Source organism: Palleronia abyssalis (assembly GCF_900302445.1).
Lineage (GTDB): Bacteria > Pseudomonadota > Alphaproteobacteria > Rhodobacterales > Rhodobacteraceae > Palleronia > Palleronia abyssalis.
In genome coordinates, this window is record NZ_ONZF01000002.1 from 447,626 (window position 1) to 472,514 (window position 24,889).

Consider the following 24,889-nt stretch of genomic DNA (forward strand, 5'->3'; position numbering starts at 1 on the left):
GCACCCCTTTTCGGAGCCGCCTCATGACCGACCGTCCCATACCGCCCCGCCGCCCGATGACGTTGCGCGACGTCTCGGAGGCATCGGGCGTCAGCGAAATGACGGTCAGCCGGGTGCTGCGCAATCGCGGCGATGTCAGCCAGACGACGCGCGAACGGGTGCTCGAGGCGGCGAAGGACCTGGGCTATGTGCCGAACAAGATCGCGGGTGCGCTGGCGTCCAGCCGGGTGAACCTTGTGGCGGTCATCATCCCCAGCTTGTCGAACATGGTGTTTCCCGACGTCTTGGGCGGCATCACCGAGGTGCTGGACGAGACTCACCTGCAACCCGTCGTGGGCGTCACCAACTATCGCCCCGAGCGGGAGGAAAAGGTGATCTACGAGATGCTGTCCTGGCGGCCCTCGGGGATCATCATTGCGGGGATCGAGCATAACGACGCCTGCCGCAAGATGCTGACGGCGGCCGATGTGCCTGTGGTCGAGATCATGGACGTGGACGGCGATCCGGTGGATTCGGTCGTCGGCATCAGCCAGCGCCGCGCGGGCCGCACGATGGCCGAGGCGATCCTGAAACAGGGGTTCGAGCAGATCGGGTTCCTCGGCACGCAGATGCCGCTGGACCACCGGGCGCGGAAACGCTTCGAGGGGTTTACCGAGACGCTGGCCCGCCGGGGCATGGAAGTCGCGGATCAGGAATTCTATGCCGGAGGCTCGGCCCTCAAGAAGGGGCGCGAGATGACGGAGACCATTCTGGGGCGTAACCCGGATCTGGATTTCCTGTGGTACTCCAACGACATGATCGGCGCGGGCGGATTGCTGTGGTGTCTGGAGCAGGGCATCGACATTCCCGGCCGACTGGGCTTGGCCGGGTTCAACGGGACCGAGCTTCTGGACGGTCTGCCGCGCAAGCTGGCGACGATGGATGCCGGACGGCGCGAGACGGGGCGCGAGGCCGCCAAGATCATCGCGGGCCGCGCCGATGGCACGTTGACCGAGCCCAAGCGGGTCGAGATCGAGCCCACCGTGGCCTTTGGCGACACGCTCCGGCGCTACAAGCCCTGAGGCGCTTGCGGGCCCTGCGCGGGCGGATCATGCTCCGGGCTGTAACCGCCCGGGAGGATTGAATGAAAACGCGCATTGCCATGCTGAGCGAGATGGGCCTGCCCCGTCCCTATACCGACTCGCAGCCCCTGAAGATCGTCGAGGCCGAGCTGGACGATCCCGGCCCGACCGAAATGCGCGTGAAGATCGCCGCCGCGGGGCTGTGCCATTCCGACCTGTCGTCGATCAACGGCGACCGGCCGCGGGCGATGCCGGTGGCGCTGGGGCACGAGGCTGCGGGCATCGTGGAAGAGGTCGGCAACGCGGTGACGCGGTTCGCGCCGGGCGATCATGTGGTGCTGATCTTCGTCCCTTCCTGCGGGCAATGCCTGCCCTGTGCTGAGGGGCGGCCTGCCCTCTGCCAGCCCGCCGCGAAAGCCGCGATGGGCGGATCGTTGTTGTCGGGGGAAAAGCGGATCCGCGTCGATGGCGAGGTGGTCGACCACCATATCGGTGTCTCGGCGTTTTCCGATTACGTGGTGATCGACCAGGGAAGTGCCGTGAAGATCGGCAAGGATATCCCGCTGGACAAGGCGGCGTTGCTGGGTTGCGCGGTACTGACCGGGGCAGGGGCTGCGCTGAACTCGGGCACGCTGAAGACGGGGCAAAGCTGTGCCATCGTTGGGCTGGGCGGCGTCGGGCTGGCGGGTCTTCTGGCCGCTCTGGCCGCCAGCGCCTATCCGGTGATCGCGGTGGACCTGTCTGCCGCGAAACGCGATTTCGCGCTCGAGCTTGGCGCGCATCACGTTATCGACCCAGCCGAGGAGGGCGCGGTCGCCAAGGTTCAGGAGCTGACCGGCGGCGGCGTGGATGTCGCGGTCGAGGTCGCGGGGTCCACCCGCGCGCTGCGCTTTGCGTGGGATATCGTCAAGCGCGGCGGGATCGCGGTGACGGCCGGCCTGCCGCATCCCGATGACGAAGTCTCGATCCCCGCCGCCGCGCTGACAGTCAGCGAGAAATCCCTGCGCGGCAGCTATGTCGGGTCCTGCGTTCCAAAGCGCGACATTCCCCGGTTTGCCGACCTGATGATGTCGGGCGCCATGCCGATCGAAAAGTTGATGACCCACAAGATCAAGCTCGAGGACATCAACGAAGGGTTCGAGAGGCTGGCCGCGGGCGACGCGATCCGGCAGGTCATCGTCTTCGACTGACCCTTCAGCCGATCAGTAGCACAGGACCGGCTTCGTCGCCGCCGACAGGCGACGGGCCGCGTCCTCGGGCGACAACGGCGCAGCGGCTAGTGCTTCGGCGAAGTGGATGCCGTTCGAGGACAGGAAGGCCTTCGCGATCTCGCCCCGCACGGCGAAATTGACGTTCTGGACGACCTCGCCGCCGCGCAGGCTGTTCATCTTCTCCACCACCACGCCGACAAGGTTGCCATAGCGGTCGATCACCGGGCCGCCGCTGTTGCCGCTTTGAACGGGGGCCGAGATCTGGATCTTCGTCTCGTCCCCGCCCGGACCTTTCAGGGATGACACGCTGCCTCGGTTGATGTTCAGACCGCCCAGGATGTCGGACAAGGGATAGCCCGCAATGGTGATGTCGGCGTTCAGGGGCGTTGTCTCGGCGGAAAAGGCCAGGGGCGTCGTGGTCCCGCCGATCCTCAGCGCGGCCAGGTCGAACATGGCGCTGTCGGCCAGCACAGTGGCGGACGCGCCACCCACCGTAATCGTCGCGCACTGTGCAATCACATGGTGGTTCGTCAGGGCGATGCCATCGTCGGTCACGAAGAAGGCTGTGCCGGACCCGATGGGCGCGTCGCCATGCGGCTGCGGCTGGGCGACCTCCGCCCGGCGGTCGGGTTCGGGGGCGGCGATCTCCTCGCTCAGTTCGGCCACCATGCGCAGAAGCGGACCATCGATGGACGGCAGGATATTCGGGGGCGGATCGGGCGTCAGGCTGGCGGTGATGAGGGCCAGATCAGGCAGGGCATCGGGGCCGGCCTGAACCATGATCGTGGACCATGTGCCATAAAGCAGATCGCTGCGCAGATAGATGCGCCCGCCGCCCGTGGGAAAGGCCGAGATCCACAGATCGTCCTGCCGCACTGTGTAGGGCGCGCTGGCGAAGGGGGCGTTTTCCAAAACCTGTCCGTGCAGATCGACCATGTAGCCGGTCGCATAATCACCCATGAGGACACCCAGATCCCGGGTGCGATGGCGCCATTCGCTGAACGTCGCCTCATTCTCGGTCAGGGTCAGATTGGCCTGCGGCAGCAGGGCCGACATCGCCAGCCAGTCGATGCGGCGATACTCCCACCCTTCGTCCGCGAAGGTGTCGAGAATCTGCGCAGCCAGAAGGGCGGCGTGGGCGTTCAGGGGTTTGGTTTGGAACTCGCGCAGGGCAAAGCGGTCCAGCGCATCCTGGCTGCGGCGGCCCCATTCGCCGTCCAGCGTGCCGACATAGTCCCCGCTGGCTGTCAGCGCGGCTTGCAGCATCCGATTTTCGGGCCGCGACAGGGGGCGAGCGTCGAACTCGGCCCACAGGTTGCCCGCTGGGGCCGAGGCCCGCCATGGGATTTCGGCCGAGTAACTGTCCATGGTCGAGCAGAAGCTGTCCGAGGGAACGGTGCCTGCGCGCTTCATCGCGGCGATACGGTCGGCCGAGCCGTCGTTGCGCGTGGTCCCCAACGTGATCGCGAACCACCCGTTCTGCGCGCGATAGACCCGGGCGCGGGACTGGAAGCCCCAGGCGTCGATGAAGCTGCGCACCTCGGGCAGGGACTGGCGCGAGGCGACAACGATGGCGCAGTCGCCCGCCGGCACCCTGACCTGCGCGGCTGCGGGACCGGCAAGGCAACAGAGAAGAAAGAGCAGCGCGCGGATCATGCCAGAAGGGTAGTGCAGCCCGGCGCCCCGCCGCAAGCGTCAGCCGATGCGGCCGCGGGGACCGTCGCCCACCTGCCCACGATGCAGCAAAACGTGATCGAGCATCACGGCCGCTGCCATTGCCTCGGCCACCGGGACGGCGCGGATGCCCACGCAGGGGTCGTGGCGGCCCTTGGTAATGATCTCGGCCGGGTCGCCCGCCTTGGTGATCGTCTGGCGGGTCGTGAGGATCGAACTGGTCGGCTTGACGGCAAAGCGCACCACGATGTCCTGCCCGGTCGAGATCCCGCCCAGGATTCCGCCCGCGTGGTTCGTACCGTATTCGGGGCCGTTCGCGCCCATCGAGATCTCGTCGGCGTTCTCGGAACCGGTCAGGGAGGCGGCGGCCATGCCCTCGCCGATCTCGACGCCTTTCACGGCGTTGATCGACATCATCGCGGCAGCCAGATCCGTGTCGAGCTTGCCATAGATCGGCGCGCCGAGACCCGGCGCCGCGCCCGAGATGCGGCATTCGATCATCGCGCCCACGCTGTCGCCGGATTTACGAAGCTCGTCGAGGTAGGCCGCCCAGTCATCGGCCGCCTGTGCGTCGGGGGTCCAGAACGGGTTCTGCGCGACCTGATCCCAGTCATAGCGGGCCGGGTCGGCGCGATGGGGGCCCATCTGGACCATGTAGCCGAGGATCCGCATCCCCGGCGCCAATTCCGCCAAGGCTGCGCGGGCGACGCCGCCCGCGGCCACACGCGCTGCTGTCTCACGCGCGCTGGACCGGCCGCCGCCGCGCGGGTCGCGGATGCCGTATTTCTGCCAGTAGGTGATGTCGGCATGGCCGGGGCGGAATTTCTCGGCGATGTCGCCATAATCCTTGGACCGCTGGTCGGTGTTGCGGATCATCAGCTGGATCGGCGTGCCGGTGGTCTGCCCCTCGTAGACGCCCGACAGGATCTCGACCTCGTCGGCCTCGCGGCGCTGGGTCGTGTACTTGTTCTGCCCGGGCTTGCGCTTGTCCAGCCAGACCTGGATCGCCGCTTCATCCAACGGCACGCCCGGCGGGCAGCCGTCCACCGTAGCGCCCAGCGCGGGCCCGTGGCTTTCGCCCCATGTGGTGACGCGGAAAAGGTGTCCGTAGGTATTGAAGCTCATGCCGGGGGGTCCTTCGCTGACCCCCCGGGAGTAGCGGGGCGGCTGCCCCGCCTCAAGCCTTACTCGGCTTCTAAGGTCTCGAACCGCAGGGCCTTGGCGGTGCGGTCCGGGAAGCCGGTCCAGTAGGTGTGATCCTCGGTCGGCTGGCCGTCTTCCATCGCGGTGGTGCCGTCTTCGGCATTCTCGGTCAGGTCGAGGTAATCCGCCTTCGCCTGATCGCCCTTCAGGTGCAGGTCCATGAAGGCGGTGACGAAATGTTGCAGGATGTTGTTCATCCGCGTCGTGTCCCAGACCGCATCGGCGTAGTGGCCGAAGACGTCGGTCTTTTCGGAATAGGTCACCTCGGGCGCGGGATAGGGGGCGGCGGCGTTGTGGTTCGCACCTTCAAACGTCAGCAGGTGCCGGGTGGTGCCTGTCGTCTCGTCGAAAATCGTGCGGATCGCGTCGTATTCCGAGACGTCGTCGACGCTGCCCGCGACGATCATCAGGGGCGTGTCGATCTGGCTCAGCCCCTCTTCGTTCCAGAAATCGCGGTTGCGGCCCCAGGGACCGATGGCTACCACGGCCGACAGGCGGTCGTCCTGGATGTCCTCGTGCAGGTCGGCACCCACGCCCAGATCCGACAGGATCCCGCCCGGCGCGTTATAGCGTTCGGGCCAGCCGTTGTCGGTCAGCGCGCCCCCCGCGAAGATGAGCGAGCCGTAGCCGCCCATGGAATAGCCCACGAGGCCGGACTGTTCGGCGTCGACGATCTGGCCCAGATCGCCGTCAAGCTGCGCCATCTGGTCCAGCACGAAGGACTGGTCCTGCGGCCGGTTGTAGAGGGTCGAAGGGAAGGCCCCCATGTCGGAATAGGTGCTGTCGGGGTGATCGATGGACGCCGTGACATAGCCTTTCGAGGCGAGATTCTCGGCCAGGTGCGCCATGAGGAAACGGTTGCCGGGATACCCGTGGGAGATGAGGACCAACGGGAACGACCCCTCGGCCGGGGCGGCGTCGCGCACGCCCTGTCCGGACAGGGTCACCTCGGTCTCTCCGTCGCGCAGGATGGCGGTATAGGTGCCACCGGGCTCGGTCCCTTCGGCGGCGGGATAGAAGACCTCGACCGTGATCTCGCGGTCATAGCGCGCCATCTGATCTTCGGTCGAGTTGACGACGTCGATCACGTCCGGCCGCGTGAAGGTCATGGTCTGCACGCCGACCGCGTAATCGCCATAGGCGGCAAGCTCCGGCGCGTCGGGCCGGATGGTGTCGATCGGGTTCTCCTGCGCAATGGCCGGCGTGGCCAGGGCAAGGGTGAAAGCGAGATATTTCATGGTGTTGGTCCTCCCTGCAGCGAAGCTAGGGCGCGGGCGCGGGGGACACAACTACTTCGCGAACCGCGGCGTATAGACGTAGCGTCCGACGTGGCGGGTCGTCGAGGACCCCAGGATCACCACTGTACGCATGTCGGCCATCTCAGGCGTCGCGTCGGGCAGGGGGAGGACCTTGATCTCTTCCTCCTCGGTCGAGACGGCACGCGCGAAGATGATGGGCCGGGTATCGGCGCAGACCTGCTGCAGCAGCGACAGGGCGCGCGCGAACCCCTCGGGGCGGGACTTGGACCGGGGATTATAGAAGGCCATGGCGAAATCGGCCTCGGCCGCAAGGCGCAGACGCTTTTCGATCAGCGTCCAGGGTTTGAGATTGTCGGACAGGTTGATGCAGCAGAAATCGTGGCCCAGTGGCGCCCCTATCCGCGCCGCGGCAGCCAGCATGGCGGTGATGCCCGGCAGGACCTCGATGTCCAGCGTGTCGGCATCCGGCGCGCCCTCCAGCGCCTCGAACACCGCGGACGCCATGGCGAACACCCCCGGATCGCCTGACGAGACGACGGCCACCTGCGCCCCCGCGCGCGCCATATCCAGCGCGTGCCGGGCCCGGTCCAACTCTACCCGGTTGTCGCTGGCGTGCTTCGTCAGGCCGGGGCGGTCCGGGATGCGGGCGACATAGGGGATATATCCCACGATATCCGTGGCTTCGGCCAGAGTCGCCTGCGCCTCGGGTGTGATCAGCCCATCGCAGCCGGGACCCAAACCGACGATCCTGACCCACCCGCTCACGGCCGCCGCCCTTGGCCGTGGACCAGCACGATCGAGAAATAGGGCACGCTGCGCCCTTCGGCCTCGGCCAGGGGCATGACACATTCCTCGGCCATCGAGGCACATTCCACCAGCCAGGCGCGGTCGAACTTGCCCGCGGCGCGCAGGGCCCGCCGGACCTTCTCCATGTTGCGCCCGATCTTCATCACCACCAGCGCGTCCGCATCCCGAATCCGAGCTTCCAGCAGGTCCTCGGGCAGGGTTGCCATGACGACCGACAGCACGTCGTCGCCCCATGTGATCGGATGGCCGGTGGCGGTCCATGCAGCCGACATGCCGGTGATGGCGGGCACGACCTCGACCGGGACATGCCCGCGCAAACGTTCGTACAGGTGCATGAACGAGCCATAGAAGAACGGATCGCCCTCGCAGGGGACGACGATTTCGGCCCCTGCCTCGATCCGCTCGCGGACGTCGGTGGCGACCTCCTCGTAGAACCCGGCCAGCGTGGTGTTGTAGGCCGGATCGTCCAAAGAGATCTCGGTCGTGACGGGGTATTCCATCGCGATCTCGTCGACATCGCCGCGCAGCATCCCGTCAACTGCGGTCCGCGCGCGCCCCGGCCGACCCTTCTTGCGGAAATAGGCGATCGTCGCGGCGCCGCGGATCAGGCGGTCGGCCCGCACGCTCATCAGGTCGGGATCGCCGGGGCCCAGCCCCACGCCGATCAGCTTGCCGGTCATTCCTTCCGGCTCGCGATGGCGTTGACGGCGGCCACGGTGATGGCGCTGCCGCCCAGCCGCCCCTTGACGATCAGCGACGGGACCGGCTGGTCCGCCCACAGCGCGTCCTTCGATTCGGCGGCCCCCACGAAGCCCACGGGGCAGCCAATGATCGCGGCGGGCCGCGGGCATTCGGGATCTTCAAGCATGTTTAAAAGGTGGAACAGCGCCGTCGGCGCGTTGCCGATGGCGACCACCGCGCCCTCCAGATGCGGGCGCCACAGCTCCAGCGCGATGGCCGACCGCGTGTTGCCCGCCGCCTTGGCCATGTCGGGCACCTTGGGGTCGTGCAGCGTGCAGATCACCGCGTTCTCGGCCGGCAGGCGGAACCGGGTGACGCCTTCGCTGACCATGCGCGCGTCGCACAGGATCGGGGCACCATTCTCCAGCGCGCTGCGGGCGGCTGGCACGAACCCGTCGGAGACCTTCACATGTCGCTCCAACCCGACCATCCCGGCGGCGTGGATCATGCGCACGACGACCTGCTCGGCATGGGCGTCGAACGCGGCAAGGTCCGCCTCGGCGCGGATCATGGCGAAGGATTGCGCATAGATCGCGGCGCCGTCCTTCTCGTAGTCATAGGGCATCCGGGACCTCCTTCGGCGCCAATCCGCGGCGGAGGGGGGTGTCGCCCGCCCGTCCCCGAATGACAAGGTCGAACGCACCGTCCCGCCCGGTCAGCGTCACATCCGCCGGGTCCGACCGCGCGCAGCCCTTGGCACAGCCAGAGACATGTACGCTCGGCGCGCGCCCCGCCAGCGTCCGGGCCAGCCACCGCGTCTCGACCGTCGCCTGAGTGCAGAAGGGCGCCCCGGGGCAGGCATCGATCGCCAGTAGCGGATCGTCCGGGGGCAGAAGCCCCTCGGGCAGCGCCCCCCCGCCTTCCAGCAGCACCATACGCCACGGCGTTATCCGCAACGCACCGCGCGCCAGGGTCCGCAGCAGACCAGCTTCCATCTGTCCGAAGGCCACCCCCCCCAGCGTGCCCTCTGGCATGCCGTTCGGGGCGGGTGGCACGCCGGTGAACCGGTCCGACAGGGGCGTCGTTGCCAGCAGCTGCGCCATGCGCCGCGCCTCACCGCGATGGGCGGCGAACCACCTGGCCAAGGCGACGACGGTGCCTATCGCGGTGTCGTTTTCCACCGGAACCCCGGTATCGCAGCCATCCGCGCGCACGATCACCCCGGACGCGGCCCGTTCGATCCGGATATCGCCTGGCGCGCCGTCAAGACGCCGCTTCGGCCCAGCATCCACCACCATCCCGAATTTCGCCGGAAGGTCGGGCAGCTCGCCCAAGCGCCCGGCCAAGTCTTGCGATAGTCGCTCGGTGGCATCGCCCGCCACCCAATCCGGCGCAGACAGGATGTTACGCCGCGCTTCCCAGTCCGGATCTGGGTCCAGGAGCCCCAATTCGGCCAGCCCGCCCAGAAGCGCCCCATGCCCGTCCTCGCCCACGCCGCGCAGTTGCAGATTGCCGCGCCGGGTCAGCTCGACAATCCCCGAGCCGAACGCCTCAGACAGGTCGGCCAGCCCGGCAGCCTGCGCGGCATCGATCCGCGCCAGCCGCGGACGGACCCGTACCACCAGCCCGTCGCCCGACATCATCGGCCGCCACGCGCCGGGACACCACCCTTTCACGGCACCGGGGCGCGCCGGCCCGTTCACCCTTGTGGAAATACCCGTGTCGTCCGGCCCGCGACGCGCGCTCCGCCCGGTCATTGAGACAGTTCCGCCAAGATCGAGTTCCGTCGCGTCTGCCACAGCCCAGCGTCTCTCAGCGCCTCGAACCGATCCCGCATCGCCTGCAACGCGTCCGGGTTCCGCTCCCTCAGAAACGCCACGACCTCGTCCCGCCCCAGCGTCGCCTCGTAATACGCATCGAACAGGTGCGGGGCCACGGCCCCGGCCAGTTGCGCGAAGGCTGCCATATGTTCCAGCGTTGCCGCGATCTCTGCCCCGCCGCGAAAACCGTGACGCATCATGCCGGCGATCCAGCCCGGATTGGCGGCGCGCGCATGGACGACGCGCGCAATCTCTTCCGGCAGGGCGCGGGTGCGGGGGCGCGCGGGGTCGGTGTTGTCCAGATGCCAGATCCGTGCCCGTCCCCCGGTTACAGCCTGCGCGGCGGCGAACCCCGCTTCGTGCGTGGCATAGTCCCCGGCCAGAAGCAGGTCGCTCTCGGCCAGGTCCTGCGCGTGGACGAAAGCCTCGGCCCGGCGCACCCGGTCGCGGATGCCGTCCGCATCGCGCTGCGGGACATCGCCGTCATGGGCCCAGGCGCTGGCGGCCAGCCAGGCCTGGCCCGCCCGCTCGCGCGCGCCGTCGGAATAGTCGTGGGGGTCCAGGCCCAGCCCGAAACTGCCCGGCGCAGGTCCAAAGACTCGTGCGCCTGTCTGTCCCACGAAGGGGTTCCAGTCGGGCGCCTCATCGCGCTGCGACAGCGCCCGCACGGCCTGCCCGTGCAACCGCGACAGCATCGGGAACGTGTCGCGGAACAGGCCCGAGATCCGCAGCGTGACGTCCACCCGCGGGCGATCCAGTTCGGCGATGGGCAGGATCTCCACACCTGACACCCGCCCCGATCCATCGTCCCAGACCGGCCGCACGCCCATCAGTGCCAGCGCCATGGCGAAATCCTCGCCGGCCGTGCGCATGGTCGATGACCCCCACAGATCCACGACCAGCGTGCGCGGCCAGTCGCCCTCGTCCTGCAGATGCCGCCGCACCAGCTCGTCCGCCAGCCGTTGCCCCTGAGTATAGGCCGCCTGCGTGGGGATCGCCCGGGCGTCCACGGTGTAAAGGTTGCGCCCCGTGGGCAGCACGTCGGTCCGACCGCGATAGGGTGATCCCGACGGGCCGGCCTCGATCCGGATCCCCGCCAGCGCGTCCAGCAGGGCCTGCCGCTCGCCGCGGCCGTCGTCAAATGCGTTCTCGCGCCCCCAGACATGCAGCCCGTCTCCGAACTGCCCTTCCTTCACGTCGCAGACGAAGCGGTCGATCCGGGTGATGGCCTCGGCCGGGCAGGTGGCCGCGTCGACGCCCAAATCGGCCTCGACGCCCAGCGCGCCGGCTTCGGCGCGAATGTCCTCCTGCAGCCGATCCCGCCGTTTCGGGTCCAGCCCGTCGGCATTGGAAAACTCGTCCAGCAGCGCTTCAAGATGGGCGAACCGGTCCGGCGTTCCGGACGGCTTCAGCGGCGGTGGCACATGGCCCAGCGTGACGGCACCGATGCGCCGCTTGGCCTGCGCGGCCTCGCCGGGATCGTTGACGATGAAAGGATAGATGACCGGCATCGACCCGATCAACGCCTCGGGCCAGCACGTGTCCGACAAAGCGACGGCCTTTCCGGGCAGCCATTCCAGAGTGCCATGCGCCCCGATATGGACCACCGCATCGGCGCGCTGCCGTAACCACAGGTAGAAGGCGACATAGGCATGGCGCGGCACCCGGGCCAGGTCGTGGTAATCGTCGTCCTTCGTGTCCGGGACGCCACGCTCGGGTTGCAACGCGATCCATGCCCCGCCGTTTCGGATCGCGGCGAACCGGAAGGCACCATCGACCGCATCGGGATCGTCTTCGGGGCCGCCCCATGCCGCATCCAGCTCGTCGCGCAGGCTTTCGGGCAGCCCCTCCAGCGCCGCGCGGTACTTCTTCAGCGGCCACGCCACGTCCCGCGCCGCAAGCTTGCCCGTCAGATCGGCGACGGGCGCGACGTCGTATCCCGCATCGCCCAGATCGGACAGGATCGCTTGGGTCGAGGCGACGGCATCCAGCCCCACGGCATGCGCCATGTTCCAGTCCCGCCCCGGATAGGTCGACAGGACCAGCGCGGGCCGGCGTGCGCGCGCGCCCGTCTTCCCAAGCCTCACCCAGGCTGCAACGCGATCCGCGATCGCGGCAATCCGCTCCATCTGCGGGCGGTGGGCCAGGCGGGCGAACTGCAGATCCGCGTCCCGCGCGCCCGGCTCCTTGAAAGACGTCACCCCGGCCATGATCCGGCCGTCCATTTCGGGCAGCACCACGTGCATCGCCAGATCCGCCGGGGACAATCCGCGCTCGGCCTCGGCCCATGCCGCTTCCGAGGCGGTGGACAGGGCGACCTGGAACACCGGCACCCCGCCCGCATCCAGCGGAGACGTGCCATCGTCTCCCTTGCCCGAAAACGCGGTCGCGTTCACGATCGCGTCGGGCCGCCAGAAGGCCACCTGCCGGCGCAGCCAGTTCGCCGCATCGGGCGCCTTCAGCGACGGCACGAACAGCCCCATCGCATCGAACCCGCGCGCCCGCAGCGCCTCGATCACCGCGGCCACGGGCGCCGTATCCGCCGCCACCAGGTACGAGCGGTAGAACACCACCAGCGCCCGGCCCTTCATCCTTGGGGAAATACCCTGGGGGTCCGGGGGTGAAACCCCCGGCAGGGCCACGACGGGACAGCAGGGACCGTGTTCGGGCGTCCAGGCCCCCACCATGGGAAGCGCCTTCTGACCCCGTACCGGCCCCGCATACAGCCCCGAGGCCAGCGCCATCTGCTGAAGCGCGGCCTGCGCGGCTACCGCGCCCCCGGTGTCGCACAGGTGCTGCAACCGGCGCAGCGTGGACACGGGAAGGGTCGAGGCCCGGTCGAGCGTCTCGTCGGGGCGCCCGTCGGCGGGCAGGACGGCCAGCGCGATGCCGCGCTGGCGGGCCATCGTCTGGACCTGTTGCAGCCCGTAGGACCAATAAGGTGCCCCGCCGATCAGACGGATCAGGATGCCCGTGGCCCCTTCGAGCGTCCGTTCGACATAGGTATCGACGGACAGGGGATGACGCAGCGCGGACAGGTTCGCCAGCCGCAGCGTCGGCAGGCCGTCCTTCCCGCGCCGCCAGCCTTCCGCGAAGGCGCCCAGGTCCGAGTCCGAGAATGACAGCACCACCAGCTCGGCCGGGCTCTGGCCCAGGTCGGTGGGTGTGTCGGTCTCGTCCAGACCGTGGCTTTCGCGGAAGATGACGTGCATTTACGCGACATGCTCGGGCGTCAGGGCGGTGCGGATGGCCGCCTCGTCGATGTCGTCATGCTCGGCGATGACGACCAGACGGCCCTGCCGCGCCTCGTCGGCCTTCCACGGGCGGTCGAACTGGTGCCGCACGCGCGCGCCCACGGCCTGCACCAGCAGGCGCATTGGCTTGCCCTGAACGGCGGCATAGCCCTTCACGCGCAGGATGTTACGCTCGGTCGCCAGCCGTTCGATGGCTGCGACCAGGTCGGCCGGGGCGGCAAGCTCGGGGATGTCCACGACGATGCTTTCGAAATCCTCGTGATCGTGGTCGTCCGCATTGTCGTGATGGCTGGGGCGGGCGTCCATGTCATCTTCGGCCGCGGCCTCCAGCCCCAGGATCACACGGGGGTCGACCACACCTTCGGCGCATTCGACGACCGGCAGGGGGCGGGGGGCCTCGGCGGCGATGACCTCGCGCGCCTTCGCGACGCCTTCGGGGCCGGCGAGGTCGGGCTTGGTCAGCAGCACGATGTCGGCGCAGGAGATCTGGTCCTCGAACACCTCCGACAGGGGCGTCTCGTGATCCAGGCTGTCGTCGGCCTCGCGCTGGGCGTTCACGCGGTCGACGTCGGGGGCGAAACGGCCCGCCGCCACGGCCTCGGCATCGGCCAGCGCGATCACGCCGTCCACCGTGATCTTGGACCGGATGTCGGGCCAGTCGAATGCCTTCAGGAGCGGCTTGGGCAAGGCCAGGCCGGAGGTCTCGATCAGGATGTGATCGGGGCGCGGGTCCAGCTTCATCAGCGCCTCGATCGTGGGGATGAAGTCGTCGGCCACGGTGCAGCAGATGCAGCCGTTCGCCAGTTCCATGATGTTTTCCTCGGGGCAGTCGGGGATAGCGCACCCTTTGAGGATCTCGCCGTCGACGCCCACGTCGCCGAACTCGTTGACCACGACAGCCAGGCGACGGCCGCCGGGGTTCTGCATCAGGTGGCGGATCAGGGTCGTCTTGCCCGATCCCAGAAAGCCGGTGACGACGGTGACGGGAAGTTTGGACAAGTCGGTCATTCGGGGGCCTCCGGCGTGGCATCAAGGGGTGGGATACGCGCGATGCAGTTGCGCTTGAAATGTTGTGATCTCTCTCGCCATGGCACGAGACCGTCGGCCTGCGCTGCGTATAAAGCGGCACCGTGGGTCACGATATCGGCATCGGCCTCGGTCAGGTTGCCGTAGACGAAGGTCCAGCGTCCCGGCCCGCGCAGGGCGACGGAACAGCCGCGGTCGCAGTTCGACATGCATTCCACCTCGCGCAGGGTGACGCCTTCGGGCAGGTCAGCCGCGATGCGGTCGGCCAAGACCTTGCCGGGGCGTCGCCCTTCGCCGGGCACGTCCATCCCGCGGCGGCATTTCACGCAGACCAGAAGCTCGGTGCCCGTCATGGCGGCCTTTCTGGGCAAGGGGCACGGGACGAAAGGACAGGCGGACCCGTCGTTCCGACACCGGCACACCCCGTCCGGTTCGATGTCTCTCGCGGCGGCAGGTCTCCCGGCTTGCGGAGGTGGTCTGGCCCGCCGCCTTCCCACCCCGTTCGAACGGGCCAGTGGCTGTTGGCGGACCTCTCCGGTCACGGTCGCGGGGGCGGCTGGGCTTGATGTCCCATTCCCTTTTCACCCGTTGCAACGGGCACCGACGCAGGCGAGACATGGGCGCAACCCCAGCCCGGAGTCAAGCGATGGACGAGACCGCCGAAGCCCACAACGCCAAGATGAAGAAGATCAAGGCCGCCCGCGACCGGATGATGGAGTCCAAGACCGAGGAAAAGGGCCTGATCGTCGTCCACACCGGCAAGGGCAAGGGCAAGAGTTCCAGTGCCTTCGGCATGGTAATGCGCTGTATTGCCTGGGGCATGCCCTGCGCCGTGGTGCAGTTCGTGAAGGGCAACTGGGAAACGGGCGAGAAGACGCTGCTGCGCGATCGCTTCGCCGAGGAGTGCCGGTTCTTCGTCTCGGGCGAGGGCTTCACCTGGGAGGTGCAGGACCGCGACAAGGACATCGCCGCGGCCCGGCGCGGGTGGGAGATAGCGAAGGAACAGGTCCTCGACCCCGAAATCCAGTTCGTCCTTCTGGACGAGATCAACATCGCGCTGCGCTACGATTACCTCGACATCGACGAGGTGGTCGATTTCCTGCTGCACCAGAAGCCGCACATGACCCATGTCGTCCTGACCGGGCGCAACGCCAAGCCCGAGCTGATCGAGGCCGCGGACCTGGTGACCGACTTCACGCTGGTCAAGCACCCGTTCCGCGACGGCGTGAAGGCCCAGAAGGGGGTGGAGTTCTAGATGGCCGAGCCTCGGTTCGATCTGGCGGTCTGGGATTTCGACGGCGTGCTGAACGTGAACCCCGGCGGAGAGGTATTCCCCTGGGTCGCCGACCTGGACCACGAGATCGGCGTGCCTGCAGAAAGCTTCCGTCGGTTTCTGAACGTGCCGGGACAGGCGCGCGACGTGCTGAAGGGCGACGCGGATCTGCTGAACCGCCTGCGCGGCTGGATCGCGGCCGAGGGGCATGCCATCGAGGCCGAGGCGTTCCTGGACCACTGGCTGGACCGCGACGACCGCCCCGACGCCACCGCGCTGGAGCTTCTGGCCACGCATCCCGGGCGCAAGGTCATCGGCACGAACAACCCGCCCGCCCGTGCCCGCTATATCGCCGAACGGACGAAGGCCGGACAACTGGTCGAAGCGGTGTTCGCCAGCGGTGAGATCGGCGTCGCCAAGCCCGATCCCGGCTTTTTCCGCCATATCGAGCTCTATTCCGGACTGCCGCCGTCGCGTCTTCTGCTGATCGACGACAGCGACGACAACTGCCGGACGGCAGCAAACCGGGGCTGGCGGACCTTCTGCTTCACCACCGACAGCCGCGACCGCCTGCCGGAGGTGCTGGGGCTTTGAGCCTTCGTGTCGCGCGGTATGCCATTACGCCGCGGCGCGAGGTGCCTGTCCCGCGTCTGAAGATCGCGGTGATGGCCGATCTGCATGCCTGTACGTTTGCCATGCCCGAGGAACGCATCGCCGCCGTGGTCGATCAGGTTCAGGGGCTTGGCGCTGACATGATCTGCCTGCTGGGGGACTATGTCGGCCATTCCTGGGGGACGCGCCCGCTAGAGCCCGAGCGGGTCGTACCGCATCTGGCGCGGCTCATGGCGCCGCTTGGCGTGTACGCGATCATGGGCAACCACGACTGGATGGACAACCCCGAGGCCCAAGCGCGCCGTGCCAGGGAAACGGTCTGGCACCGCGCGCTGGCGGGGGCCGGTCTGCCGCCGATGGTCAACACGGCGCGGCAGGTCGAGGCCGGGGGCGTTTCGTTCACGGTGGCGGGGCTCGAGTCGCAGCGTGCCTTCGGCCGGCGCAGCGGTGCGGACGATCTGGATGCCACCTTGGGCGGGACGGACCTAAGGCGTTTCACGATCCTTCTGGCGCATGAGCCTGACGTGTTCGCCTGCCTGCCCGATCACGTGGACCTGACCCTGTCGGGACATACCCATGGCGGCCAGATCCGCTTCTTCGGGCGGCCCTGGATCGTGCCCTCTCGCTTCGGGACGCGCTACGCCTATGGGCAGTTTATCGAGGGGTCGCGGCAGATGGTGGTGTCCGGAGGCGTCGGCACCAGCGGGCCGCCTTTCCGCCTGTTCTGCCCGCCCGAGCTGACGCTGATCGAGGTCGCATGACCCGCGCGCTGATGATCCAGGGCACAGGCTCGAATGTGGGCAAGTCGATGCTGGTTGCGGGGCTGTGCCGCGCGGCCCTGCGGCGGGGCCTGACGGTGGCGCCGTTCAAGCCGCAGAACATGTCGAACAACGCCGCCGTGACCGCCGACCGCGGAGAGATCGGGCGCGCGCAGGCCTTGCAGGCGCGGGCCTGCGGGTTGGCGCCCGTGACCGACATGAACCCCGTTCTGCTGAAGCCCGAGACGGATATCGGCGCGCAGGTCATCGTGCAGGGCAGGCGGCTGACCACGGTAAAGGCGCGGGACTATGCCAAGCTGAAGCCGCAGCTTCTGGGGCATGTCCTGGACAGTTTCGGGCGGCTGAAGGCGGCGCATGATCTGGTGCTGGTCGAAGGGGCGGGCAGCCCGGCCGAGGTCAACCTGCGCAGCGGCGACATTGCCAATATGGGCTTTGCGCGCGCGGCGGACGTGCCCGTGATCCTGGCCGGTGATATCGACCGGGGCGGGGTGATCGCGCAGATCGTGGGAACGAAGGCCGTCTTGGACCCCGAGGATGCGCGGCAGATCGCAGGCTTCCTGATTAACCGCTTTCGAGGCGATCCCAGTCTGTTCGACGACGGCTACCGGATGATCGAGGCGCAGACCGGCTGGCGCGGCTTCGGCGTCTGCCCGTGGTTCCCCGACGCGTGGCGCCTGCCGGCCGAAGATGCGTTGGACATCCGCACCGACCGCCGGGCCGAGGGGCTGCACATCGTCTGCCTGCGCCTGAGCCGAATCGCGAATTTTGACGACCTCGACCCGCTTGCGCAGGAGCCGGGCGTGCGCCTGACCATGCTGGGCCCGGGGGAGGCACTGCCAGGGGATACGGACGTGGTGATCCTGCCGGGCTCGAAATCGACGCGCGGCGATCTGGCGTTTCTGCGCGCGCAGGGCTGGGACGTGGATCTGGCCGCGCATGTCCGGCGCGGCGGGCATGTCCTGGGGATCTGCGGCGGCTATCAGATGCTGGGGCGCGTGATCTCGGACCCGGACGGCGTCGAAGGCGCGCCGGGCGAGGATCCGGGCCTGGGGCTGCTGGACATCGCGACCGTCATGTCCGCCGACAAGCGCCTGACCGAGGTGCAGGGCACCCACTGCGCCACCGGCCTGCCCTTCGACGGCTACGAGATCCACATGGGCCGCAGCGAGGGCGCGGATCGCGCGCGCCCCTTCGCCACGGTGGACGACCAGCCCGAAGGCGCGGTCAGTGCGGATGGCCGCGTCGCGGGCAGCTATCTACACGGCATGTTCACCGACGATGCGTTCCGCGGGGCGTGGCTTGCGGGGTTCGGCGTGGCGTCCGACGTCAGCTACGGCGCGGGGATCGAGACGGTTCTGGACGGTCTGGCCGACCATCTGGATGCGCATCTGGACGTTGACGGGCTTCTGGCTGCGGCCTGTTAGGGCTTAATTCAATGTGTCTTCCAGACGAGGCCACCCGTCCCCATCGGGCAGACCCAGCCTAAGCCAGGTGTCGGAATAGGGGAAAATCCGGCTCCAGATGCGCGCGCGGGCCAGCCGGTCCTGCGCGGCCGCGGCATCGGGCGTGACATAGGTGCGGAACAGGTCGCACCCGCCAAGCACCCCCCATCCTGCGGCCATGGCCAGCTTGTCGAGGCGATGTGCGTCGCGGGTCAGCCGCGCCCGCGTCTGCGCCTGCCAATCGCCGTCCAGAAGCGCGATCCGACCCACATGAATCGCCGCGCCAGAGACCGGCCAGGGCCCGGCCTCGGCCCGGATCGCATCCGCCAGAGATGGTGCGGCCAAGGCAAAGCCCAGGCGCAGGCCCGCCAGTCCGAAGAACTTCCCGAAGGAGCGCAGGACGACCACGTTCGGCAATCGATCCAGCCGTGGGGCGATCGACAGCTCGGGCGTCACGTCGCCGAAGCTTTCGTCCACGACCAATGTGCCCACACCGGCAGCAATGCGCTCCAGTGTCTCGGGCTCCGCCACGCGTCCGTCCGGGTTGTTGGGATTGACGATCACCGCCAGGTCCGCGCCGGTCAGATCATCGAGGGACGCCACACCTTCGACCTGCCAGCCCGCCTGGCGCAGCGCTCCGGCATGTTCGTTGTAGGTCGGGGCCAGCACCCGCGCGGTCCGGCCGGGGGCGATCCGCGGCAGGGCCTGAATGGCGGCCTGTGCCCCGGCCAGTGGCACGAGCGGGACCGGGCTGCGATATGCCTGCCGGGCGGCGTCCGTCAGGGCGGCCATGTCGGCGCGTGTGGGCAGGGCGGTCCAGGCGCGGGGCGGAAGTGGGGGCACGGGATAGGCGCGCGGGTTGATGCCCGTCGACAGGTCCAGCCAGTCGTCCCCGCCATAGTCCCGCATTGCGGCGTCGAGGTTGCCACCGTGATCCCGCGTCATACCAGCCACAGGACCAGAAGCCCCGCCCCGAAGATCAGCATGGCCCGGCGATACAGGCTCAGCGCCCGCTCCATCGTGTCCGGCCCGGGATCGGGCGCGCCCTCGTTCAGCCATGGCTCGTCCGCCGTGCCCTCGGCATAGACGCGCGGGCCGGACAGGCGGCAGTCCAGCGCGGCCGCCATCGCCCCTTCGGGCCAGCCTGCGTTGGGGGACCGATGGCCGGGCGCGTCCCGGCACATTGCGGCGAAGGCGGCGCGGGGGGATGGAGAGACGACGCAGAACAGTGCCCCGGTCAGGCGCGCAGGGACCCAGTTGGCCCAGTCGTCCAGGATCGCGGCGGCTCGGCCGAAATCGACATGGCGGGGCGTGCGGTGACCGATCATGGAATCCATCGTGTTGATCGCCTTGTAGGCCACGATCCCCGGCAGGCCCAGAAGCGCCCCCCAGACCAGGGGTGCGACCACCGCGTCCGAGGCATTCTCGGCCAGCGATTCGATCCCCGCGCGGGCAATCGCCGGCGGGTCGAGCGTCGCCGGATCACGCCCGACGATCATGGACACCGCGTGCCGTGCACCTTCGGTGTCGCCACTGCCCAGCGGCTCGGCGACGGCGGAGACGTGATCGTGCAGGGACCGTGCCGCGACCAGCGGCCAAGCAAGGATCCCGGCCAGAAGCGCCGCAAAAAGCCCGTCGTTCAGCGCGGCTTGCAGGGCGAGCGCGGGCAAAAGCGTGGCCCCGAGGACGAGCGCCACGGTCACCTTTCCCGCGCGGCGGGCGGCTTCGGGGTCGCCCGGCGCGTTCAGCCGCCGGTCGAGCGCGCCAATCAGGCCGCCGATCCACGTCACCGGGTGGCCGATCCGCCGATACAGCGCATCAGGCCAGCCGAACGCCGCGTCCAGCGCCAAAGCCACCACCATCGCCCCGATCACGTGCCCCCTCCGGTTACGAACTGCAGGGGCGCCGCCAGCCCGGACTGCGCCAAGGCCTGTTCGGTCCCGTCCGGCGCCGTGCCGGGGGCGAAGATCAGCGCGCGGGCCGATCCGGTATGGGCGCGGGCATGCCCCAGCGCACCAAGATCGGCGGCGAGCAACGGAGTTGGGTCGTTGGCGGGGCCGCGCAGGGCCGTGCAGCGCAGGGCGGACTCGGTGGCGATCCGGGCATGGTCGTCCAGCGTTTCGGCGGCGGACCAGGCGTCAGCCAGATCCGAGATGTCGGGAAAGGCGATGTCGGCGGGGTCAGTCGGGGTCGGGGGTCCGAAGAAGCCGCCGACGATCTGCGCCCTTGGCGGGGTTCGCCCTTCGCGCAGGACTCGACCTTCGCGCGGGGCCCATAGGACGGCGTCGGGGCGGGGCAGCATCAGCGGATCGCTTGCACCTTCGGCGGTCAGGCAGGCGGCCCGCACGCGGTCGGGGTCGGTGACGCCCGCGGCGCGCGCAATCGCGATCAGCGCGGCGGTCGAGGCGCCCGTGCCCGCCCCCAGAGGCATCCGCGCGACAAGGCCGATGCCGGGATCGGCGACCCCGAGGGCGTCGCAGAACGCCGCGATCACCGAGGCGGGCATCAGCGGATCGGTGCCGTCCTGTTCAACCGGTGCGACGGTGCAAGCCAGCGTGACCAGCGCAAGGGGGCCGTCGGGGCCAAGCCGTCCTTGCAGCCATTCGCCGAAATGCCCAGCAATCCCCGTCATGCCGCGATCCGGTTCACGCAGGCGATGCCGGTTGCGCCGGGCCAGAAGGTCAGGCGGGTCAGGGACAGCGGCGCGACCTCGAACGACAGGGCGGGGGCGGCGCCGACGACCGTTGCCAAAGCCGCGCGGACCGTACCCGCATGGGCGACGACGGCGATCGGACCTTCGGTGCGGGCCCGGCTTGCGAGGTCCGCAAGCGCCGGGGCGATCCGGGCGCATAGGTCGTCGAAGCTCTCACCGCCCTCCCAGCGATGCCGGATGAGGTCCTCGGGCGGAATTGGGCCGAGGTCCGGCATCTCGGTCGCGGGCTGGCCGTCATGAATGCCGAAATCCTGCTCCCACAGGCGGGGATCTTTGGTGACAGCGGTCCCGGGAAACAGCGCTTGGGCCGTGGCGGCGCAGCGTATCGCGGGACTTGCAACGACGCGCGCCAAATCAGGCAAAATGGACCGAAGCGCGGCGATGTGCGCCGGGTCGATCCGGGCCTCTGCATCCGTCCGGCCGCACAGGATCCCAGCGCGCGCAATGGGCGCGTGGCGGATCAGCAAAAGGTCGGGGCGCACGGTCATTGCGGGCGAGGCTTTCCATTTCAAGCAGGGTGTGATGTGTCATTTCGCGATGGCAAAGTCGATCCTCATCACCGGTGGTGCGCGGTCCGGAAAATCCGCCTATGCCGAGCGTCGGATCGCCGCGATGGGCGGCGCGCCGATCTATGTCGCCACGGCCGAGGCGCGGGACGGCGAGATGGCCGAGAGGGTGGCGCAGCACCGGGCCCGGCGGGGCCCTGAATGGGGCCTGATCGAGGAGCCGCTGGACCTGATCGGCGCGCTGAACCGCAGCGACCAAGGGCCCCGGCTGGTAGATTGCCTTACGCTGTGGCTGTCGAACCTGATGTTTGCCGACCGCGACTGGAAGGCCGAAGGTGTCCGCGTTGCCAACGCGATCCCGGCGCTGACGCATCCAGTCGTCTTCGTCACGAACGAGGTCGGACTGGGCATCGTGCCCGACAACGCGCTGGCCCGCCGGTTCCGCGACGCGGCCGGCTGGCTGAACCAGACCATCGCCGAGGCGTCGGACGAAGTCGTCCTTGTCGTCGCCGGGCAACCCCTGAAGGTGAAACCGCAATGAAGCTTGATTTCTCGTCCCTCGATGCGCTGGCCGCCGGCCTGACCGACTTGCCCGCCATTGACCATAAGGCCGCCGAAGCGGCGCAGGCGCGGCAGGCGGAACTGACCAAGCCGCCCGGATCGTTGGGGCGACTGGAGGAGCTGGCGATCTTCATGGCCGGTTGGCAGGGCGCCGCGCGTCCCCGGATCGATGGCGCGCAAGCGCTGGTCTTCGCGGGCAATCACGGGATCTGCGCGCAAGGCGTGAACCCTTTCCCGCAAGAGGTGACGGCCGCCATGGTCGCGAACTTCAACGCCGGGGGCGCTGCGATCAACCAGCTTTGCCGTGTGGCCGGCGCCGAGATGCTAGTCGTCGCGCTGGATTTGGATCGCCCCACCCGCGACTTCACCCAAGGCCCCGCCATGGACGAGGCCGAGGCCCTGGACGCCCTGCGCCAAGGGGCCGAGGCGGTGGATACGAATGCGTCCGTCCTGATCCTGGGCGAGATGGGGATCGGCAATTCGACCGTCGCGGCGGCGCTGGCCCACGGTGTCCTGGGCGGAAAGGCCGAAGATTGGGTCGGGCGTGGCACGGGTGCCGTGGGCGATGTGCTGACAAAGAAGCGCGACGTCGTGCGCGACGGGGTTGCCCGGCATGCCGGTCTGTCGCCGCTGGGGCTTCTGGCGGCACTGGGCGGACGCGAGCAGGCGGCCATTGCGGGCGCCGTTCTGGCGGCACGGGCCGCGCGGATCCCGGTGATGCTGGACGGGTTCATCTGCACGGCCTCGACCGTGCCGCTCTGGGCCATCGACCCTGAGCTTCTGGGCCATTGCCTGGTTGCGCATCGCAGCGCCGAAGGCGGCCATGCGAAGATGCTCGAGGCAATGGGCAAACGCCCGATCCTCGATCTGGGGATGGCACTGGGCGAAGGGTCCGGTGCGGCGGTCGCGCTGTCGGTGCTGCGCCATGCGCTTGCCATGCATGACGGCATGGCCACCTTCTCCGAAGCGGGGATCGGGTGAGCCGCCTTTTCGACGAGCTGCGCCTTGCGGTGATGTTCCTGACCCGGCTGCCCGTCGGGCGGATCAAGGACGCACCGGAACTGAAGGACGTCGCTTGGGCCTTCCCGGTCGCGGGGCTTGTTCCCGCCGCGCTGGGTTGGATTATCTTTGCCCTTGTCGATGGCGGTCTGTTCGGCGCGACGCTGGCGCTTGGCGTGGTGATGCTGGCGACGGGGGGGCTGCATTTCGACGGGCTGGCCGATTTCGCCGACGGCATCGGCGGCGGGCGCGACCGGGAACACGTCCTGACCATCATGGAAGACAGCCGGATCGGCAGCTACGGCGTGCTGGCCCTGATCGCGGTGTCGCTGGTTCAGGTCGTGGCGATCGCCGAGGTCGGATCGCTGCCTGCGTTCCTGTTCCTGGCGGTCCTCAGTCGCGTGGCGATGCTGGCCCTCCTGACCCGCCTGCCGCCCGCGCGGGAAAAAGGCCTGAGCGCCATTGCCATGGGCGACCCGGTGTTCTGGCGCAGTGGGTCGGTGGCCCTGATCTTGGCGCTGTGGGTCGGATGGCCAGCGATCTGGGCGGCGCTGGCCATCGGGGCGACCTACGTGGCCGTCGCGCGCCTGTGCCGCAAGCGGATGGGCGGACAGACCGGGGACGCGTGCGGCGCGACCCAGCTTCTGGCCGAGACGGCCGGGTGGGCGGTTCTGGCCGCGCTCGCCTAGACGAGGACTTCGCGCCGTTCCTGATGGCCCACCTCGAAAATCTGGCGATACCGCTCGACCTCTTCTGCCGGGCCGGTCGCCTTCTCGGGGTTGTCCGACAGCTTGACCGTGGGGCGCCCGTTCGCCGCCCGCGCCTTGCACACCAGAGAGAACGGCGCGAGCGCGTCGTCCTTCACCAGCCCGCGGAAATCGTTGGTCAGAAGCGTGCCCCAGCCGAAGCTGACCCGCACCCGGCCGGCGAAACGGGAATGCAGATCCTCGATCACGCCGACATCCAGCCCGTCCGAGAAGATGACCAGCTTGTCGCGGGGATCCTCGCCCCGGTCCTTCCACCAGTCGATGGCGGTTTCGGCGCCCTTCACCGGGTCGCCGGAATCGATCCGTATCCCGGTCCAGCCCGCCAGCCAGTCGGGCGCGTCATCCAGGAATCCCTTGGTGCCGTAGGTGTCGGGCAGGATGATGCGCAGATTACCCTCGTGTTCTTCGTGCCAGTCGGCCAGCACGTCATAGGGGGCCTGCCGCACGCCCTCGTCGGTGTCGGCCAGTGCGGCATAGACCATGGGCAGCTCGTGCGCGTTCGTGCCGATTGCCTCGAGGTCGCGGTTCTTGGCGATCAGGCAGTTGGAGGTGCCGGTGAACGCGGTTCCCAGCCCTTCCTGCATGGCCTGCACGGCCCAGTCCTGCCACAAGAAGGAATGCCGCCGCCGCGTGCCGAAATCCGCGATCCGAAGCTGGTCGAGCTTTTGCAGACGCTTCACCTTCTCCCACAGCTTGGTCATCGCGCGGGCATAGAGGACCTGCATCTCGAACCGGCCCATGTCGTGCAGCACGGCGCGGCTGCGAAGCTCCATCAGGACCGACAGGGCGGGAATCTCCCACAGCATGACCTCGGGCCACGCCCCCTCGAACGTCAGTTCGTACTGGTCGCCCACGCGTTCCAGATAATAGGGTGGCAGGCGCAGCGCCTCGAACCAGTCCATGAACTCGGGCGTGAACATTTGGCGCTTGCCGTAGAACGTGTTGCCGCGCATCCACGTGGACTCGCCCCGGGACAGGGACAGCGACCGGATGTGGTCAAGCTGCTCGCGCAGTTCGCCCTCGTCGACCAGTCGGGCCAGGGGGACATCCTTGGTGCGGTTGATCAGGCTGAACGTCACGCGCGTGTCGGGGTGACGGCGCTGGACGGTCTGGCACATCAGCAGCTTGTAGAAATCGGTATCGATCAGCGACCGCACGATCGGATCGATCTTCCATTTGTGGTTCCAGACCCGCGTGGCGATGTCGACCATGTCGCATTCCTTTCGAAGTTGGGCGCATAT

The 24,889-nt window shown here is 68.6% G+C and carries 24 protein-coding genes and 1 riboswitch; of the genes, 9 read left to right on the top strand and 15 right to left on the bottom strand.

Annotated features, from left to right (window positions below; translation table 11 throughout):
- The first annotated feature begins 23 nt into the window (after positions 1–23).
- Together PAA8504_RS05940 and PAA8504_RS05945 are read left to right on the top strand one after the other, a co-directional pair.
- Entirely contained in the window at positions 24–1,061 is a 1,038-nt protein-coding gene (locus tag PAA8504_RS05940; protein WP_108893235.1) for a LacI family DNA-binding transcriptional regulator, read from the top strand.
- 62 nt (positions 1,062–1,123) lie between these two features.
- Positions 1,124–2,251 carry a zinc-binding dehydrogenase gene (locus PAA8504_RS05945; protein WP_108893236.1) on the top strand — a complete coding sequence of 376 codons (1,128 nt, stop codon included), beginning with the start codon at positions 1,124–1,126 and terminating at the stop codon, positions 2,249–2,251.
- A gap of 12 nt (positions 2,252–2,263) precedes the next feature.
- On the opposite strand, the gene PAA8504_RS05950 is transcribed toward PAA8504_RS05945, so the two are convergent.
- From PAA8504_RS05950 to PAA8504_RS05995, 10 genes are read right to left on the bottom strand one after another with little or no spacing between them, the layout of a single operon-like run.
- The gene (locus PAA8504_RS05950) at positions 2,264–3,928 is read right to left on the bottom strand and encodes a S1 family peptidase (RefSeq protein ID WP_108893237.1); all 1,665 of its coding nucleotides are present in this window, start codon (positions 3,926–3,928) and stop codon (positions 2,264–2,266) included.
- 39 nt (positions 3,929–3,967) lie between these two features.
- Positions 3,968–5,071 (bottom strand): chorismate synthase, encoded by a 1,104-nt coding sequence (gene aroC, locus PAA8504_RS05955; RefSeq protein ID WP_108893238.1) that lies wholly within the window; start codon positions 5,069–5,071, stop codon positions 3,968–3,970.
- 59 nt (positions 5,072–5,130) lie between these two features.
- Positions 5,131–6,387, bottom strand: coding sequence for an alpha/beta hydrolase family protein (locus PAA8504_RS05960; RefSeq protein WP_108893239.1), 1,257 nt, complete (start codon positions 6,385–6,387; stop codon positions 5,131–5,133).
- Positions 6,388–6,438: 51 nt separating this feature from the next.
- Positions 6,439–7,173 carry a precorrin-3B C(17)-methyltransferase gene (gene cobJ / locus PAA8504_RS05965; protein WP_108893240.1) on the bottom strand — a complete coding sequence of 245 codons (735 nt, stop codon included), beginning with the start codon at positions 7,171–7,173 and terminating at the stop codon, positions 6,439–6,441.
- Entirely contained in the window at positions 7,170–7,895 is a 726-nt protein-coding gene (locus PAA8504_RS05970) for a precorrin-2 C(20)-methyltransferase (RefSeq protein ID WP_108893241.1), read from the bottom strand. The genes cobJ and PAA8504_RS05970 overlap by 4 nt, the downstream gene beginning before the upstream one ends.
- Positions 7,892–8,521 carry a precorrin-8X methylmutase gene (locus PAA8504_RS05975; RefSeq protein ID WP_108893242.1) on the bottom strand — a complete coding sequence of 210 codons (630 nt, stop codon included), beginning with the start codon at positions 8,519–8,521 and terminating at the stop codon, positions 7,892–7,894. The genes PAA8504_RS05970 and PAA8504_RS05975 overlap by 4 nt, the downstream gene beginning before the upstream one ends.
- Positions 8,511–9,653 carry a ferredoxin-like domain-containing protein gene (locus PAA8504_RS05980; RefSeq protein WP_245897534.1) on the bottom strand — a complete coding sequence of 381 codons (1,143 nt, stop codon included), beginning with the start codon at positions 9,651–9,653 and terminating at the stop codon, positions 8,511–8,513. The genes PAA8504_RS05975 and PAA8504_RS05980 overlap by 11 nt, the downstream gene beginning before the upstream one ends.
- Entirely contained in the window at positions 9,650–12,928 is a 3,279-nt protein-coding gene (gene cobN / locus PAA8504_RS05985) for a cobaltochelatase subunit CobN (protein ID WP_108893244.1), read from the bottom strand. The genes PAA8504_RS05980 and cobN overlap by 4 nt, the downstream gene beginning before the upstream one ends.
- A complete protein-coding gene (gene cobW, locus PAA8504_RS05990; RefSeq protein ID WP_108893245.1) occupies positions 12,929–13,978 on the bottom strand; it encodes a cobalamin biosynthesis protein CobW in 1,050 nt (349 codons plus the stop codon).
- Positions 13,975–14,349, bottom strand: a complete 375-nt coding sequence (locus PAA8504_RS05995; RefSeq protein ID WP_108893246.1) for a DUF1636 family protein — start codon at positions 14,347–14,349, stop codon at positions 13,975–13,977. Before PAA8504_RS05995 ends, cobW begins: the two co-directional genes overlap by 4 nt.
- A gap of 79 nt (positions 14,350–14,428) precedes the next feature.
- A riboswitch (cobalamin riboswitch) is annotated at positions 14,429–14,616 on the bottom strand.
- Between the two features lie 26 nt (positions 14,617–14,642).
- Here PAA8504_RS05995 and cobO point away from each other — a divergent pair.
- From cobO to PAA8504_RS06015, 4 genes are read left to right on the top strand one after another with little or no spacing between them, the layout of a single operon-like run.
- Positions 14,643–15,251 carry a cob(I)yrinic acid a,c-diamide adenosyltransferase gene (gene cobO / locus PAA8504_RS06000; protein WP_108893247.1) on the top strand — a complete coding sequence of 203 codons (609 nt, stop codon included), beginning with the start codon at positions 14,643–14,645 and terminating at the stop codon, positions 15,249–15,251.
- Positions 15,252–15,863 (top strand): HAD family hydrolase, encoded by a 612-nt coding sequence (locus tag PAA8504_RS06005; RefSeq protein WP_108893248.1) that lies wholly within the window; start codon positions 15,252–15,254, stop codon positions 15,861–15,863.
- On the top strand, positions 15,860–16,642 hold the full coding sequence (locus tag PAA8504_RS06010; protein WP_108893249.1) for a metallophosphoesterase: 783 nt from the start codon (positions 15,860–15,862) through the stop codon (positions 16,640–16,642). The genes PAA8504_RS06005 and PAA8504_RS06010 overlap by 4 nt, the downstream gene beginning before the upstream one ends.
- Entirely contained in the window at positions 16,639–18,084 is a 1,446-nt protein-coding gene (locus PAA8504_RS06015; RefSeq protein ID WP_108893250.1) for a cobyric acid synthase, read from the top strand. Before PAA8504_RS06010 ends, PAA8504_RS06015 begins: the two co-directional genes overlap by 4 nt.
- A gap of 3 nt (positions 18,085–18,087) precedes the next feature.
- Here PAA8504_RS06015 and cobD read toward each other — a convergent pair whose 3' ends face one another.
- From cobD to PAA8504_RS06035, 4 genes are read right to left on the bottom strand one after another with little or no spacing between them, the layout of a single operon-like run.
- Positions 18,088–19,047 carry a threonine-phosphate decarboxylase CobD gene (cobD, locus tag PAA8504_RS06020; protein ID WP_108893251.1) on the bottom strand — a complete coding sequence of 320 codons (960 nt, stop codon included), beginning with the start codon at positions 19,045–19,047 and terminating at the stop codon, positions 18,088–18,090.
- Positions 19,044–19,964 (bottom strand): adenosylcobinamide-phosphate synthase CbiB, encoded by a 921-nt coding sequence (gene cbiB / locus PAA8504_RS06025; RefSeq protein WP_108893520.1) that lies wholly within the window; start codon positions 19,962–19,964, stop codon positions 19,044–19,046. The genes cobD and cbiB overlap by 4 nt, the downstream gene beginning before the upstream one ends.
- A gap of 8 nt (positions 19,965–19,972) precedes the next feature.
- On the bottom strand, positions 19,973–20,734 hold the full coding sequence (locus PAA8504_RS06030) for a propanediol utilization protein (RefSeq protein ID WP_108893252.1): 762 nt from the start codon (positions 20,732–20,734) through the stop codon (positions 19,973–19,975).
- Complete coding sequence (locus PAA8504_RS06035; protein ID WP_108893253.1) at positions 20,731–21,303, bottom strand: histidine phosphatase family protein; 573 nt, start codon at positions 21,301–21,303, stop codon at positions 20,731–20,733. The genes PAA8504_RS06030 and PAA8504_RS06035 overlap by 4 nt, the downstream gene beginning before the upstream one ends.
- Positions 21,304–21,352: 49 nt before the next feature.
- On the opposite strand from PAA8504_RS06035, the gene cobU reads away from it, so the two are divergent.
- The 3 genes from cobU to cobS are packed head-to-tail and all read left to right on the top strand — an operon-like array spanning position 21,353 to position 23,570.
- Positions 21,353–21,862, top strand: a complete 510-nt coding sequence (gene cobU / locus PAA8504_RS06040; RefSeq protein ID WP_108893521.1) for a bifunctional adenosylcobinamide kinase/adenosylcobinamide-phosphate guanylyltransferase — start codon at positions 21,353–21,355, stop codon at positions 21,860–21,862.
- Positions 21,859–22,863 (top strand): nicotinate-nucleotide--dimethylbenzimidazole phosphoribosyltransferase, encoded by a 1,005-nt coding sequence (gene cobT, locus PAA8504_RS06045; protein WP_108893254.1) that lies wholly within the window; start codon positions 21,859–21,861, stop codon positions 22,861–22,863. Before cobU ends, cobT begins: the two co-directional genes overlap by 4 nt.
- On the top strand, positions 22,860–23,570 hold the full coding sequence (cobS, locus tag PAA8504_RS06050) for an adenosylcobinamide-GDP ribazoletransferase (protein WP_245897535.1): 711 nt from the start codon (positions 22,860–22,862) through the stop codon (positions 23,568–23,570). Before cobT ends, cobS begins: the two co-directional genes overlap by 4 nt.
- Here the strand turns inward: cobS and pncB are convergent.
- Positions 23,567–24,859, bottom strand: coding sequence for a nicotinate phosphoribosyltransferase (gene pncB / locus PAA8504_RS06055; RefSeq protein ID WP_108893255.1), 1,293 nt, complete (start codon positions 24,857–24,859; stop codon positions 23,567–23,569). The genes cobS and pncB overlap by 4 nt on opposite strands.
- Between the last annotated feature and the right edge of the window lie 30 nt (positions 24,860–24,889).

Coding starts and splice junctions, on each gene's coding strand:
- PAA8504_RS05940 (WP_108893235.1), top strand. CDS start 24: ATGACCGACCGTCCCATACCGCCCCGCCGCCCGATGACGTTGCGCGAC.
- PAA8504_RS05945 (WP_108893236.1), top strand. CDS start 1,124: ATGAAAACGCGCATTGCCATGCTGAGCGAGATGGGCCTGCCCCGTCCC.
- PAA8504_RS05950 (WP_108893237.1), bottom strand. CDS start 3,928: ATGATCCGCGCGCTGCTCTTTCTTCTCTGTTGCCTTGCCGGTCCCGCA.
- aroC (WP_108893238.1), bottom strand. CDS start 5,071: ATGAGCTTCAATACCTACGGACACCTTTTCCGCGTCACCACATGGGGC.
- PAA8504_RS05960 (WP_108893239.1), bottom strand. CDS start 6,387: ATGAAATATCTCGCTTTCACCCTTGCCCTGGCCACGCCGGCCATTGCG.
- PAA8504_RS05970 (WP_108893241.1), bottom strand. CDS start 7,895: ATGACCGGCAAGCTGATCGGCGTGGGGCTGGGCCCCGGCGATCCCGAC.
- PAA8504_RS05975 (WP_108893242.1), bottom strand. CDS start 8,521: ATGCCCTATGACTACGAGAAGGACGGCGCCGCGATCTATGCGCAATCC.
- PAA8504_RS05980 (WP_245897534.1), bottom strand. CDS start 9,653: ATGACCGGGCGGAGCGCGCGTCGCGGGCCGGACGACACGGGTATTTCC.
- cobN (WP_108893244.1), bottom strand. CDS start 12,928: ATGCACGTCATCTTCCGCGAAAGCCACGGTCTGGACGAGACCGACACA.
- cobW (WP_108893245.1), bottom strand. CDS start 13,978: ATGACCGACTTGTCCAAACTTCCCGTCACCGTCGTCACCGGCTTTCTG.
- PAA8504_RS05995 (WP_108893246.1), bottom strand. CDS start 14,349: ATGACGGGCACCGAGCTTCTGGTCTGCGTGAAATGCCGCCGCGGGATG.
- cobO (WP_108893247.1), top strand. CDS start 14,643: ATGGACGAGACCGCCGAAGCCCACAACGCCAAGATGAAGAAGATCAAG.
- PAA8504_RS06005 (WP_108893248.1), top strand. CDS start 15,252: ATGGCCGAGCCTCGGTTCGATCTGGCGGTCTGGGATTTCGACGGCGTG.
- PAA8504_RS06015 (WP_108893250.1), top strand. CDS start 16,639: ATGACCCGCGCGCTGATGATCCAGGGCACAGGCTCGAATGTGGGCAAG.
- cobD (WP_108893251.1), bottom strand. CDS start 19,047: ATGACGCGGGATCACGGTGGCAACCTCGACGCCGCAATGCGGGACTAT.
- cbiB (WP_108893520.1), bottom strand. CDS start 19,964: ATGGTGGTGGCTTTGGCGCTGGACGCGGCGTTCGGCTGGCCTGATGCG.
- PAA8504_RS06030 (WP_108893252.1), bottom strand. CDS start 20,734: ATGACGGGGATTGCTGGGCATTTCGGCGAATGGCTGCAAGGACGGCTT.
- PAA8504_RS06035 (WP_108893253.1), bottom strand. CDS start 21,303: ATGACCGTGCGCCCCGACCTTTTGCTGATCCGCCACGCGCCCATTGCG.
- cobU (WP_108893521.1), top strand. CDS start 21,353: ATGGCAAAGTCGATCCTCATCACCGGTGGTGCGCGGTCCGGAAAATCC.
- cobT (WP_108893254.1), top strand. CDS start 21,859: ATGAAGCTTGATTTCTCGTCCCTCGATGCGCTGGCCGCCGGCCTGACC.
- pncB (WP_108893255.1), bottom strand. CDS start 24,859: ATGGTCGACATCGCCACGCGGGTCTGGAACCACAAATGGAAGATCGAT.